Here is a 14,128-nt window from a genome sequence, read left to right as displayed (position 1 = left end):
TATGACAACACAGCGCGGTTGTGGCCCGTGGAGAATTTAGACCAATTGCTGGTGCGGGGTTGCAATTGGCTGCATGATTATTTGCAGAATAACCCGAATTTGAATGAGAGCGACAAGCATCTGTGCGATGATATCAAGTAAATAGTTGGCAAAAGCGCTGGCGATTAGATATTTCAAGTTCTCGATAGAGTCGGGCGATTAGAAATCGCCGCTACACAGGTAAAACCCACCTTCGTCAGCAATACGGTTCGGTTAAGGCAAGAGACGCGATTTATCGCCGTCTCTACAAAGGACTGATTATTGTAAAGACGGCGATAGGGTCTGTTATCAAAAAACCTTATCCTAAACCGTATTGGGAGTACCACTAGAAGAATGGTAAGCTTTGAAGCGATCGCACTTTGTAGAAGTATCTCATGCGAGAGCTATCCAACGGGCGGAACGCGATTTGGAGTTGGTGAAGTTTTGAGGCGATGTCTGGCTGGCGACAAGCCGAGGAACCGTTTACGCACCTTCTATAATTATTGCAGGCGATGCCTACGGCGGTAAACTACGCTACATTTTTAACTTGTGCTAAAGCTTTTGTCGTTTACGTCTTGGGAAGCTTTTTAGTTACATTTGCTAACAAACTTAGACGGCTAACTATTAATAACTAACAGCTAATCATAATAAAAAAATTAGCAATTAGACATTAACAATTAGCCGTCAATCCCCTTGGGGAGTATTTAAAATTCAAAACTTAATTTTGAATTTTAGTGTAAACGCCTGTCAGAAAGGTTTCCGCAGGATAGTAACTCTCAAGCACGCTCATCAAATTTAGTGTATGCACTACCGGATTTTATCCAGTATTGTTTCAAAGTATGATGAGGCGTATGTAAACTAGCTTTTGCCTGATATAAAATTACTTGCCGATGATCGCCCATCCAAATTTTATTAATGGGTTCAACAGATATTACTGTTCCTCCTAAAGAAGCTACACATTCCGAAAATCTTTCAATGGTGGTATATTCTAATGTCTCGAAAATAAAAAAGTTGCCCGAACAAATCAAGTGGCGACTGCGAATCCAGGAGCGCATTTTTTTTTCAGCTTGTGGAGGTAACATTTTAGATTTAATAGATTCAAGCTGAATCGACATAAAACACTCACCGCACATAAATCATCAGCAAAACTTTCCCATTTTTCAAATCGCAAAGGGCCAGAGGTTGACCCCCATATTTGCTTGTAGGTTTCAATATCCATACCTTTATCTAGATTTCTCCAAACAGATTTTTACCACCGCCGACTCCTCGACGGATAAAGGTTCAATGTCAGTGTTAGAAAATACTTGCTCAAGGTAAGCGAATGCTAGATAACGATCGCTATGGTGCGATCGCCATCGTCCAATTGAAAATTCAAAAGATTGAGTAATTTCCATTAGAAAAGTGGTTTGAAAAAGTAGTTTACAATACAAAAGCTATCTTGGCTAAAAAGTTATTCTCCCAGCCGAGATGCTACCCTTCTTGATCATAACCGCATTCAGATGTGCTAAGTGCTCTTAGCGATCGCGGGGCGTTGAGCCAGTACTGAGTTAGGAGTACTGAGTTATTATCCTCCTCCTTGTTTCCAGTCCCTTTTCATCTATACTTAGGCAAATCTAAGCAACTTCAGCGATCCTAATGATTTTGCCGCCCGTTTTATGAATGTTTTGAGGTTGTTCAAACGGTTACGCAGACTAGCTTTTTGCATTGTTAGTGTCTTTATACATTCTGATCCGATGCCGAAGCCATATTTATTAAAATTTGTTAAGTGAAATAATAACTAGTATAAATTGGATTGAGCGTAAGCGTTATCCAACAAAACCTTAATCGTGTTGGGTTAACTTGCAAGAAGCCGCTTCTCTACAAGACGCTCTCGCGTTTGCGTCTAACTTTCTCAACCCAAGTGTATTGTCTAAAACAAAATTATTTGATATCTGCATTCAGAGTTTAAAAGATGAAGATTTCACTTTGAATTTTAGATTTATTTCGCATACAAGGAGCGTGGCTTGTACCTAAAATCTAAAATTGGCACGGTCAAGCACTCAAATCACAAGTTGTTGTGCGTAAATCTGCGTTTCCTAAAAAAGAGAGAAATAGAAGTGAGGTTTTCTAGATACCGTGAAAAGTCAGGTATATAATTTGATGCAAAGCCCCTTGTAGACATCGTATCAAGTTAATTAGCATACAGCGACACTCTTGAGGATATTCATCGGGCCTTGAGCTTTGAGAAGTTCCATTTCTGCTGCATTTTTTACTAGTAAAGCACCAGCGAATCCTAATGAATTCACAGAGATAGACTGGAAATGCTCCTGCGATCGCGGTACGATTAACATCCATTCTCGCGTTGTTAGCAGATTGTAAGCACCAGATCCTACAGAATGTAGCAAAGTACGATAAACTTCCAGTGTTGCTTGCGCGCCTGCGAATGGCGATCGCACCCAATGGGGATTTAATGGTGCGAAAGCGTGTACAAAAGGAAGTTGTGGTATTGCGTTGGTAAAGCCCACCGTTAGCGTAGCGGATGCACCAGAAGGTATCGATTCCTGAAATTGTGCTGCTGTTAGCAGAGATTCAATAGGTATCTGCGGCCCCGAAGGTGCAAGTGGTAGCGGCACTAATTGCAAGTGCTTGTGTGGCTGACTAGCACCTGCGGTTTTGCCACTGTTGTAAAATGCTAAACCATCAAAATCAGCTAAACATGCCCACATAGCCGTAAAATCTTCCAGGGTGAGTAAGCTTTCCTGTTCCTCGAAGGCACGAGTAATGATTAGCAGGTGATAATCAACAACATTAAATTTATTTAAAATACATACATGGGTATCGGAAATATCAGCCACAAATAAATCCTCTTCGTAGGGCAAAAAAGGATTAAACTCTTGACCAGAAGTAGCAGATTGTTTTTCCTGTTTTTCCTTAGCTGCTTTTTTGCGATTCAGGTTAGACAAAATCCGCACCAAAAACCGCACACCCTCCTGTTCAACAAATTCAAATTCTGTCGGAATCGACAGTAGCGCCCCGCATTGCAAAGCATGTTCAGTTCGTTCTTTAACACTTGTCCATAAAGTGCCAGGTTTAAGTAAGATTTTCCCTTGTGCCATTTTTATTCCTTCAGGCATGGTATGGAACACGCAGCCCTATGCGCCTCTACGAATGACTATAATTCAAATACGGTTCAGTAAAATACCAAAGCTTTCACAACAATGCAATACCTCTGCAACAAAACTGTCACAAATTATATCTACATTAGTAATACATCTAAATATCTTTCCAGACAGCAATGCAAAACGAATCTCGCGACAGAGAACACCCATCAAATAGCATTTCACGTAACACTGCTGAAGCCAAATACCGTAATCGAGCACCCTGGAAAAAGGCTGCCGCCTCTCTATCGCTGGTGCTGCTGGGATCAGGTATGACATTGGCAGGTGGCTACATAGCTGGACACCCACGGCAGGTGTCTGAAAGTGCATCTAATTTAGCAGTGAGTCGAGTAAATGCTGCTCCTCCATTACCAGCTACCACAGATCCTAACTTTGTTACCCAGGTAGTGCAAAAGGTTGGCCCGGCTGTGGTGCGGATTGATTCTTCACGAACCGTAAAAACCCAGATACCAGATGAATTTAACGATCCATTCTTTCAACGCTTTTTTGGTGGCTCTCAAATACCAGAACAATCACAGAATCGGGTAGAACGGGGTACTGGTTCAGGTTTTATTATTAGTGCTGATGGTCGTATTCTCACTAACGCCCACGTAGTCGATGGTGCTGATACAGTAACAGTAACCCTCAAGGATGGGCGTACCTTTAAAGGTAAGGTCTTAGGAAAAGATGAGTTGACAGATGTTGCTGTTGTCAAGATTCAGGCAGAGAATCTACCGATAGTAGGTTTGGGTAACTCAGATAAACTGCAACCGGGAGAATGGGCGATCGCGATCGGCAACCCCCTTGGATTAGATAATACAGTAACTACCGGAATAATCAGTGGTACCGGACGCAATAGCAATCAAATCGGCGCACCTGATAAGCGAGTAGAGTATATTCAAACTGACGCAGCGATTAATCCCGGTAACTCCGGTGGGCCTCTGCTAAATTACCGTGGCGAGGTGATTGCCATGAATACAGCCATTATTCAAGGGGCACAAGGATTAGGCTTTGCTATTCCTATCAATACAGCCCAACGCATTTCCAGTCAACTAATAGCTACAGGCAAAGTAGAACATCCTTATCTGGGAATTCAAATGATAGGGTTAACGCCTCAGCTAAAACAAAATATCAACTCAGATCCCAATAGCGGTTTGAGTGTGAATGAAGATAAAGGTGTATTAGTTGTGAAAGTTGTCCCAAATTCACCAGCTGCTAAAGCAGGGATACGTGCTGGGGATGTGATCCAAAAGCTTGACGGGCAAGCAGTCACTGATGCCAGCAGTGTTCAAAAAGCAGTAGAAAATAGCCAAGTTGGGGGCGATTTACGCATGGAATTACGTCGCAATGGGCAAAGTCTTAACATAGCTGTGCAACCTAGTGCTTTCCCCGCGCAAGTACAGTAATCGCTATAGTGAGCCATTTTCAGCGCTTTTTGAGTAGTAATATTAGTTTCTGATTAATTTCAAAAAACAAAGAAAGCTCAAAATAAAGCTGTCCTACTAATAAAGAGGACGGCTTTATCTATAGGTATACATTCAATACATTTCAGATTTTATGTATGACATTAGTCATGGTTAAACTAATTACCTTTTTCACTAGTATATAGCTATTTTCAGTCCTATTATTTATTTGTCAAAGAGATTAATATTTTTTCTTACGATAAATTAATTCCTTTGATGCCTACATCATAGAAGGAAAGTTTGCGAATGAGTATTAAAAGAATGCTTGCTGCTGCATTGCTGATTTTACCAATTGCTATTACTTTTATTCCTTTTCAAGCCGATGCTCAGATCAGACGCCCAGTTAGAATAATCAGAAAACCATTGCGAGTTAGGGTTCATAGACCTCTTCAAGGAAGAAGGAGGATACTGCTTCCTGGACGTTGGGTGCAAACAAATCGTGGTCGCCAGTGGATACCTGCTCGCTATGTATATAAATAAAAAGTCTTACAATTGCAAAAAAATATTGTTTATCAATATTGATTGCAGATTTCTTTTTTTATAGCTTTCATAGTGTTTAAAAATCCCCTTTATAAATCTTCTAAAAGGGCATTATTTCATATTTACAATAAATAGGTCAGCATAATTAAAGAGACAATAAAATCCGAATTTGTAGGAAGCAATTCATCACTGATAATAAAATCCCTACTACAAACTCGGAGTTTTGCTGAGTTACCCGATCGCAAAGTTGCAACTAAATTTTAAGCTAGAGCCACTGCTGGTTGCTGCCAGCGCCCCACCGCCTTCCCAATCACTGCTAATTCTTGCATCAAGTTATCGAAACGGTCTGGTGTGAGAGATTGGGGGCCGTCGGATAAGGCTTTGGCAGGGTTGGGGTGAACCTCTATCATCAGGGAATCTGTGCCAGCTGCGATCGCAGCCATTGCCATTGAAGGCACAAACTCAGACCAACCTACCCCGTGACTGGGGTCAATCATAATTGGCAAGTGAGTCAGCTTTCGCAACACTGGCACTACTGATAAATCCAGCGTATTTCGCGTATACTGACGGTCAAAAGTGCGTATTCCCCTTTCACACAAAATTACATTGGGATTGCCAGATGCCAGAATATACTCCGCTGCCATCAACCAATCTTCAATAGTAGCCGCCATTCCCCGTTTCAACACAACTGGTTTAGGTTGCGCTCCCACTTTTTTGAGCAAGGAGAAATTCTGCATATTCCTGGCCCCCACCTGGATTACATCAGCAATTTCGGCAATTTTATCTAGGTCAGCAGCATCCATCACTTCTGTAATAATACCTAATCCGCTTACTTCCCGCGCCTTTGCCAACAAATCCAAAGCACTCTCGCCGTGTCCTTGGAAGGCGTAAGGTGAAGTCCGAGGTTTGTATGCGCCGCCGCGCAAAAATGTAGCTCCAGCCGTCTTGACACGCCGTGCTGTCTCCACAATCATTTCTTCATTTTCTACGGAGCAAGGCCCGGCAACGACTACCAAAGGCTGGTGTTCACCAAATACTACCGCTCTATTGAGAGTATTAACTACAACTTCCGAAGCTTCGCCGTGGCGGTACTGACGGCTGGCTCGTTTGTAAGGCTGCTCTACCCGCAACACCTGCTCAATCCAAGGACTAAGTTCCTGAATTTGTAGTGGATCTAAGCTGGCAGTTTCACCTACTAAACCAATAACTACTTTGTGTTGACCAACAATTTTTTCTGGAGTTAGCCCCCAGCTAGTTAGTTCCTCATCAATGCGGTTTATTTCCGCCTCTGGGGAACCACTTTTCATTACTATAATCATGTGAAAATTCCTGATTATTAATTGAGTAAAATTTTCTGTAAATGGGCTAACTTTATTGTTGCTTATTAGTCTAATTACGAATAGTTAAAAATAAAATTTATTTACAAAATATAGCGCTCAGTCAGCATATTTACTGCTCAATAACTGGATATAGAGTATAAAAAAATTAGATAATTTTAATTAGCAATGTTGAAGTTATAAAATTTCAACTTCAACATTTACTTCTTCATTTACCCAATACCGCAGTTATCTAAAACCTGAGCGCCGATCATTATGAGTTTTTTTGGCGAGTTTCGCGCCAAACTGCCATCATTCGTCCCCAATTGGTGTTGAACTCACCCAAACCCAGCAAGCTTCCGACTCTTTCTTCATCCCAAGAGGCAGAAAGAACGCCATAAGTTATCCCTAAGACCCCCAAACCAAATAATCCCATATTCACCAATAACACGGCGATGGGAGGTAGTTGGATCTTAGAGTAGATAGCAAGCAGATAGCTGACAACTAGGACGCTAATGCCCAAAGCTGTTGGTACACCACAGAACCCAGCTACCCGGCGGATCATCCTCTGGCTGACTACTTGGGGAATAGCCATCTCTTGTTTGGTGTAAGACCGTTTTTTATCAGCCTGTTTGCCATATTCTTGTGGCTGTGCTGCTGGTTTACTTTGAGTTTTAGCGGGTTTTTGGCGCTTTTTGTTTGGTTCAAAGGGCAAGCGACTGCGTTCAGATTCTTCAGCAGACATAAGCGGTAGTCCCTATCCACGAATACCGAGACGAGCGATCAAAGCTAGATACTTTTCCCGGCTTTCCTGCGATATATAAGCTAGAAGACGCTTGCGCTGACCAATTAGCTTTAACAGTCCTCGCCGGGAAGAATGGTCTTTTTTATTTGCCTGGAGATGTTCGCTGAGGCGGTTAATGCGCTCAGTTAGCATGGCAACTTGGACATCGGCCGACCCAGTGTCGGTTTCGTGAACTTGGTAGTTGGAAATTATTTCTTGTTTCCGCAGTTGCGTCAGAGCCATGATCGATTCAATTTCTAGTTTTTCTAAATGTATGTAGCAGTCTCCCATAATATCACAGCCATCAAGCTGGATGTAGAATCATCTTTGCTGCTATGCCTTGCACTCTAGGAGACTAAGTAAATTAGGAGCCAGACTCCAGTATCCTCTGGTAGTAAACGCCCTACTGAATCGTACTCGGATATACAAAATTCTTATCAAGCTATCTACAAATTGCTAATCATTGTGATAATTTTTTTGTTTGATAATCACACTTCAATATGAGATACCAGGTAGGGGGTAGTCTTTGCAGTGACAATCTTACGTATGTTATCCGTCAGGCAGACGAAAAACTTTATACAAGCTTGAAGGTTGGTGATTTTTGTTACGTCTTTAATTCTCGCCAGATGGGCAAATCATCGCTACTACAGCGAACAAGTTATCGTTTTAGACAAGAAAGCTATAGCTTAATACGGTTCAGTTAGCGCCAAAAACCTTAAACTGCGTAGGTTGGGTTGAAGAACAAAACCCAACCTACGATTATCCTTAACTCAACCGTATTGCCATAAAGCTGGGATTTGGTCAATAGCTATCACCGCCGACAGTTCAGCGATCGCCACAGCTAGTCACGAAAATACTGCTAAACTTTGGAATCGCCAAAGTAAATTGCTGAAAACTTTCACTGAATCTGGGGGCGCGATCTTCGACGTTTCATTCAGTGAAGATGGCATGTCCTTTGTCATTTTAAAAAAATAAAAATAAGTATAGATTTGTAGTTTGGGCTAAAGCGCAAACAATGAACAATCCCTACCTATTAATCATTTCTTTACAGACTACAACTGCTAAACAAATATCTTAGCTGTATAGCTTGGCAAATCAGTGACTAAACCATCTTCTCCAACTTCCACCTCCGAATTTGTGAGCCAATCTCGCCAATATTCAGCAGATGGGAAGCCTGAAATCTTATATTCATTTAGATTCTGGTCGGAGAAATTTACTACGACAACCACACGAGAATTTTGCTCATTCCATCGGCTATAAGCCAGCACTTTATCATCGGCATTTTCGTAGAAAAACTCGATATTGTCACTTTGCAAGGCTAGATTCTGCTTGCGTAAAGCAATGAGTTTTTGATAATACTCAAATAAATTATGATTCTGTTCGCCTGACAGCAAAGACCAATTAATCTTCTGTGGCTTAGTTACATCTTTGCTTTTTTGCTGATATTCGCCAAACTCTTCTCCCATCCACAGCATTGGTATACCCATCGCTGTCATTAAAAGAACAACTGCTAACTTCGTTCGCTTAAATGCCTCTGCGTCAAAGATACCGCGATCGCCTAATTCTCGCAATAGACGTTCGCGATCGTGGGTTGCCAAATAATTTATCACATTGGTAGCAGTTGCATAACCCTGCTGTCTAGAATCTAAAATTTGCTTTAGTTGTTTTAACTCAAATGTTTCTCCACAAATATATGGAACTATAAAGTACCGAAAACTCTCATGCCAACAAGCATCTAATGGGCCATCTGGCCTGACTACAGTGTTTGTATCAGGAATATGTTCAGCAATATTGTAAAACTGCTTGGGTGCAGCATGGTTTTTTCCTTGCTTCGCCAGCCAGTCTAGAAATTCAAAGTTAGCCAATTGGCGCACCGCATCAAAGCGAATTCCATCAATGTGATACTCCTGAATCCAAAATTGCACCACATCTCCAACATATTTCCATGCAGGCTTAACATTTAATTTTTCATCATAATTATCATAGTTAAACTCTGGCCCCCAGTAATTATCTGGATCTTCAGGATAATGCATGTGTTCGTAATACCAATAATTTCGGTCAATCAGCATTAACGGGCATTCTTCATCTGTGTGATTATAAATTCCATCTATAAAAACGCGAATGCCTCTAGCATGACACTCATCTATTAATCGTTTTAAATCTTCTGTTGAACCATAACTAGATTCTGTAGCGAAGAAGTGGCGAACTTTATAACCCCAGCTATAGTTACCAGGGTACTCATTAACTGGCATTAATTCAATTGCATTAATTCCCAATTCAACCAGATAATCTAACTTGGCAATTACCCCTAAATATTTGCCTCGTTTGTCAAGATCAACCTCATCACCAGTAAAATCTGCAACATGCATTTCATATATGATTAATTCACGATTTTCAGGCAAAGGTTTTTCGTCGTGTTGCCAAATATAAGTATCAATAATGCGCTGTCCATCTTTAATCCGCACTATGCTGCATTTTTCTGTTTCATTAACATCTGTTGCGTTAGGGTCAATAACGTCTACCCATTCATCAAGTGCAAAATTCGGACTTTTGCTTTGAACGTGAAACTTATATTGATAAATTCCATCTTCTAGTTCTACTTGAGTGCGGAAATAACCATCTTCACTTTTAACCATTGGGATTTTTTTCCACTCAGAAAAAGATCCAATTAAAGCTGCGCCTTCATTACGAGGAGCAAACAATGTAAAATCAATTAAACTTACCATTTCCTATATTTTCCTTTAGTAATCTATGTCAGTATGTATGATAATACAAACATTAAGTAAGTGGCTCAGAATAAATTAAACTACGTTAAAGTGACTAAATTTAAGATTTGTAGTAAGATTTTCAGTCTTTACTACAAATCTTAAATTCTTCATAACCACTTACTTTCCCCAAACATACGGTTAGCACCGACTCAGTAAATTGACTTTTTTCAGACCTTTTGAGAAGTTACTTCCTTACGACTAGCTATACATCTATCTTTAGTTAGTTTTGCTTAAAAATAAATATTGTGCTTTTGAATTTACTTATCTTTGAGTTTTTATAAGATAGAAGACTTATTTTCTGTATCTTCAATAAATGCCTCAAACTCACCGTTAGGTGTCCATTGAATAGCCCCATCTCGTCCTGTAAAAAATAGTTTGGTTTGGCTTTGATTCAATTCAGATAAAGCTTTTGTATCAAAGTTGGCATAAGAAGCGATCGCTACTTGTGGTTGCAGAGCAATTACTAAATCTTTTAATGACTGAGGGGCACACCATAATACTTGTGGACGAGGTAAACTACCACTCTTAACTAGTTGCTGTACCTCTTTAGACTTGATATTACCTACTAATAACCAACTCTGACCTATAATTTGCAATTGTAAAATAGGTAATTGTTCATTGATTAATTGTGCCACTATTGAACCCGTTTTCACAGCTTGACCAACTGCTAAAGGTTGGTAAGCTCCTTGAGCTTTTTGTAGTTCTTGTTGAATTGCCTGAGTCGCAATGGAATTTTCTGACTTGGGGGAATATTCATAAAAGTTTTTAATTGGTAAACGTTGTAGTAATTCCAACCAAGCATTACTTTCATTACCTTGGAAATCAGTTGCGATCGCCGAATTGATTTGATTTACACCCTGCTGTTGTAAAAACGGTAGTATTGTGAAACGTCCTGTACCTTCATCACCACTATTAATTACAGTTACTGTCCCTCTATCTTGAACAACTACAATTGGTTCTGTACTAGATTCTAATACTGTTATCTTAAACAATGTATTTGTAGAATGCCAAAGAGGAATGAATACTAAACCAATCGCAATCACATTAGCAAACCACCACCGCCTCTGCCACCAAGGCACTAGCCAAACTAATATAATCAGTACATAAATCGCTAGAAGCTGCCAATTAGATATGCTGCCTATAACAACAGAATTTCCTGGCAGTTTGCTGAAAAATTCCACCAATTTAATTAGCCAATCAGTCGGGTAATGCAACACCGCAGCTAAAAAGCTTCCAGCCTGAGTCCAAATTAAACCCACTAAGGCACTGATGATTCCACCTATACTAATAATCGAAATTAATGGAGTACTAACCACATTCAGCAACAAACTATAAGATGGTACAACCCCAAAGACAAAAAGTTGCACAGGTAAAGTCCAAATAGTGGCAGCTAGGGGAACGGCAATTAAAGCAGCGATCGCAGGTGGTAACCATGTTAGACGATTGACTAAGGCGGGTACTGTAACGATTAATCCCAGTGTTGCTAAAAAACTCAATTGAAAACCTAAATCCCAAATCCATAGAGGATTAAATACTAATAACAGAGTTGCTGCTAACAGTAATGATCCGAACTGTTTTACTTTTCTTTTTAATAGCAAACCAACTAATGCCGCAAAACCCATAATTACGGCTCTGAGAACCGCAGGTTGAAAACCTGTTAAACTCAGAAAAATGATTAAAGCCAAAAAGCCAAGGGTAAATTGCGTTCCTTTTCTTGCCCGCCTGGTTAGCTGTAAAATCACACTCAAAATCAAAGAAGTTTGGAACCCAGAAGCTGCTAAAGCATGAGCTAATCCTGCTTGTACAAATAAGTCGCGGATATCGTAGGGTAAATCAACAGCTTTGCTTCCCAATACCATTGCACTGACAAGGGGCCCTTCTGGGATACCCAACCAACGAACTTGCGATCGCACAATTCGCTCCCGAATTTGCCACCATCCCCATTTACGTTCCTGCTCTAAAACATTTGTTTGTCGCCCAATCAAACCAGCAAAGGTTCCTTCCTGCTTGAGAAACTTCTGAAAATCAAAACCACCAGGATTTGAAGCCGCCTTTGGTTTGTACAAAATCCCAGTCACAGCAATTTGTTGACTAGGATATAACCCAGTCGCCTGAAGTATAGGCACTGTCACATACAATTTACCTGTAACCCCTTTTGGCACACCTGTTGAACCTTTGTCATTTTTGACTTCATCTAGCTGAGTCGCTTCCAGCCAAAATTGTCCACGCTGACTGCGAGTCAAACGGGGATTACTCGCCACTTCGCCACGAACAATTACAAGTTGTTCTTGATTACTGCTATTTCCAGGCGGAACGAACTGACTAATATCTTTTGCACCTGGTTGCGGCACTCGCCATTGAAAATATAGAGTTGCCAATAATCCCACTAAGCCAGCAGCTAGCCATATTCGAGGATGGGGATTAGTTTGCCAAGTATTAGGCACTGCCTTATCTTTGCTCCCAACATTTTCTGCTTTCTGAGCAAGTTGCCGTGAATTGGTGCGTTTTCTAAAAAGAATTGCTCCCACTATCCCCAGAACCAAAATCCATACACCACCCCAAGGAACTGCTGTAAACAACAACCCAAAAATGTAGCCAAGACAAATAATTACACCACTGGTTTGAATCATAAGATTTTTTGTAAAAGCACCTGACAACCCGAATTTGCAGCTGACTTAAAAATAGCTAGGGCAGCAATATAGAAAAATTGGCATTGCTGAATTTGGCTATAAAATTCAAAAATTAAATATTCCAAACTCTTATTATCTGCGCTTGGAGCGCCTATGCGTGAGTTTTTCATCTCATTAATCAGCAACAGCGAAAAATTTTTATCCTTGTAGTGAAATATAGTCCATCAAGTTTATACAAAAAAAGCCCGCACAGGTGGGCCTTATCTTGTAGCTTTAATGCTCTAGACTCAATATTTAACTGTATTTTTGTCCTTTAGCAAAAGCCGCATCATAAAGATATACTTAGCTTAAACCTCAGTAGAGCATGGATAATTGGCAAAACTCTACGTACCTACCCTGCGGGAAAGCGAAGCGCCTATGCGTTTACTTTGCGTTCCTCTGCTTTGAAAACCTTACGTTTTTACACAAAGCTGTACTTAGTTTGAGTAGTCACATCCTTTATCATATTGGGCTTCCTATTGAACTTACAGTATCTTTGAGTAACGGAAAACCCAACTTCTCCCTTTGCTCAACATATAAATGAGCTACCTTCCTAGCTAAATGCCGAATCCTGGCAATATAGCGAGTTCTCTCCGTCACGGAAATCACACCTCTAGCATCCAGCAGATTGAACGTGTGTGAACACTTCATTACATAATCTAAGCTAGGCAAGACCAATCCTCGCTCCGTCAATTGGGTAGCTTCCTGCTCATATAAATTAAATAGTGTCAGTAGCAGCTCAGGATTCGACGCTTCAAAGTTGTATGTACACTGCTCAATCTCACTTTGCAGAAAAACATCACCATAAGTAATGTTGTCTGTCCACTGGATCTTTGTAAATGCTTCTACTTGTTGGAGATACATTGTTAGGCGCTCTAACCCGTATGTAATCTCAATCGACACCGGACGACAATCAATTCCCCCACACTGTTGGAAATAGGTAAATTGAGTAACTTCCATCCCATCTAACCATACTTCCCAGCCAGTGCCCCAAGCTCCTACCGTCGCATCTTCCCAGTTATCCTCTACAAACCGAATATCGTGCTCTTCAGGACGAATACCTAAAGCCCTTAACGAATCAAGATAAATCTCCTGAATATTATCTGGGGACGGCTTAATTAGAACTTGGTACTGATAATAGTGTTGGAAGCGATTGGGGTTTTCGCCATAGCGTCCATCTGTAGGGCGACGACAAGGTTCAACGTAAGCAACAGCCCACGGTTCCGGTCCCAATGCTCTTAAAAATGTCTGCGGATTCTTAGTACCAGCCCCCTTCTCTATATCGTAGGGCTGGGCTATGAGACAACCGCGATCGCCCCAAAACTGATGCAATAAAGCTATTACGGATTGAAAATTCACGCTTCCCCCTTCTTTGGTTGGCACAGTGCATAAACCATTGTTGCCTAGAACCGGGCACTGTGGGGAGTTTCATGGAGATTGTGAAGCGGTCCAAAGATATTTTGGAAAAATAGTTGACACAAAGAGTTGGGTTC

General features: G+C 40.8%; 12 protein-coding genes and 1 pseudogene. 3 read left to right on the top strand and 10 right to left on the bottom strand.

Features of this window, described 5'->3' with window-relative positions:
• Positions 1–794: 794 nt before the first annotated feature.
• From ACFE90_RS28065 to ACFE90_RS28050, 4 genes are all read right to left on the bottom strand, one after another.
• Entirely contained in the window at positions 795–1,133 is a 339-nt protein-coding gene (locus ACFE90_RS28065; protein WP_375505678.1) for a CpeR family transcriptional regulator, read from the bottom strand.
• Entirely contained in the window at positions 1,043–1,237 is a 195-nt protein-coding gene (locus ACFE90_RS28060; RefSeq protein ID WP_375505677.1) for a hypothetical protein, read from the bottom strand. Before ACFE90_RS28060 ends, ACFE90_RS28065 begins: the two co-directional genes overlap by 91 nt.
• A gap of 4 nt (positions 1,238–1,241) precedes the next feature.
• Complete coding sequence (locus tag ACFE90_RS28055; RefSeq protein WP_375505676.1) at positions 1,242–1,412, bottom strand: phycobiliprotein lyase; 171 nt, start codon at positions 1,410–1,412, stop codon at positions 1,242–1,244.
• Between the two features lie 780 nt (positions 1,413–2,192).
• Positions 2,193–3,113 (bottom strand): phosphorylase, encoded by a 921-nt coding sequence (locus ACFE90_RS28050; protein WP_375505679.1) that lies wholly within the window; start codon positions 3,111–3,113, stop codon positions 2,193–2,195.
• Positions 3,114–3,292: 179 nt separating this feature from the next.
• On the opposite strand from ACFE90_RS28050, the gene ACFE90_RS28045 reads away from it, so the two are divergent.
• Positions 3,293–4,561 carry an HhoA/HhoB/HtrA family serine endopeptidase gene (locus ACFE90_RS28045; RefSeq protein ID WP_375505675.1) on the top strand — a complete coding sequence of 423 codons (1,269 nt, stop codon included), beginning with the start codon at positions 3,293–3,295 and terminating at the stop codon, positions 4,559–4,561.
• Positions 4,562–4,864: 303 nt separating this feature from the next.
• Complete coding sequence (locus ACFE90_RS28040) at positions 4,865–5,098, top strand: hypothetical protein (RefSeq protein ID WP_375505674.1); 234 nt, start codon at positions 4,865–4,867, stop codon at positions 5,096–5,098.
• Between the two features lie 260 nt (positions 5,099–5,358).
• Here ACFE90_RS28040 and aroF read toward each other — a convergent pair whose 3' ends face one another.
• From aroF to rpsO, 3 genes are all read right to left on the bottom strand, one after another.
• Positions 5,359–6,417: a 3-deoxy-7-phosphoheptulonate synthase gene (aroF, locus tag ACFE90_RS28035; RefSeq protein ID WP_375505673.1), complete on the bottom strand. Its 1,059-nt coding sequence runs from the start codon at positions 6,415–6,417 to the stop codon at positions 5,359–5,361.
• A 271-nt stretch (positions 6,418–6,688) separates the two neighbouring features.
• Positions 6,689–7,159, bottom strand: coding sequence for a PAM68 family protein (locus ACFE90_RS28030; protein ID WP_375505672.1), 471 nt, complete (start codon positions 7,157–7,159; stop codon positions 6,689–6,691).
• A gap of 12 nt (positions 7,160–7,171) precedes the next feature.
• Positions 7,172–7,441 (bottom strand): 30S ribosomal protein S15, encoded by a 270-nt coding sequence (gene rpsO / locus ACFE90_RS28025; protein ID WP_094348354.1) that lies wholly within the window; start codon positions 7,439–7,441, stop codon positions 7,172–7,174.
• A gap of 546 nt (positions 7,442–7,987) precedes the next feature.
• On the opposite strand from rpsO, the pseudogene ACFE90_RS28020 reads away from it, so the two are divergent.
• A pseudogene (locus tag ACFE90_RS28020) lies at positions 7,988–8,173 on the top strand (hypothetical protein); the annotation flags it as partial.
• 86 nt (positions 8,174–8,259) lie between these two features.
• On the opposite strand, the gene ACFE90_RS28015 reads toward ACFE90_RS28020, so the two are convergent.
• From ACFE90_RS28015 to glyQ, 3 genes are all read right to left on the bottom strand, one after another.
• Positions 8,260–9,924: an alpha-amylase family glycosyl hydrolase gene (locus ACFE90_RS28015; RefSeq protein WP_375505671.1), complete on the bottom strand. Its 1,665-nt coding sequence runs from the start codon at positions 9,922–9,924 to the stop codon at positions 8,260–8,262.
• A gap of 317 nt (positions 9,925–10,241) precedes the next feature.
• Positions 10,242–12,596, bottom strand: a complete 2,355-nt coding sequence (locus ACFE90_RS28010; protein WP_375505670.1) for a ComEC/Rec2 family competence protein — start codon at positions 12,594–12,596, stop codon at positions 10,242–10,244.
• Between the two features lie 501 nt (positions 12,597–13,097).
• A complete protein-coding gene (gene glyQ / locus ACFE90_RS28005) occupies positions 13,098–13,994 on the bottom strand; it encodes a glycine--tRNA ligase subunit alpha (protein WP_375505669.1) in 897 nt (298 codons plus the stop codon).
• Positions 13,995–14,128 lie beyond the last annotated feature (134 nt).

Origin of the sequence: uncultured Nostoc sp. (assembly GCF_964245445.1) — a bacterium.
Taxonomy (GTDB): Bacteria; Cyanobacteriota; Cyanobacteriia; order Cyanobacteriales; family Nostocaceae; genus Nostoc.
Note: the sequence above shows the minus strand (reverse complement) of the source record. Positions and strands in the feature narration are given on the sequence as shown.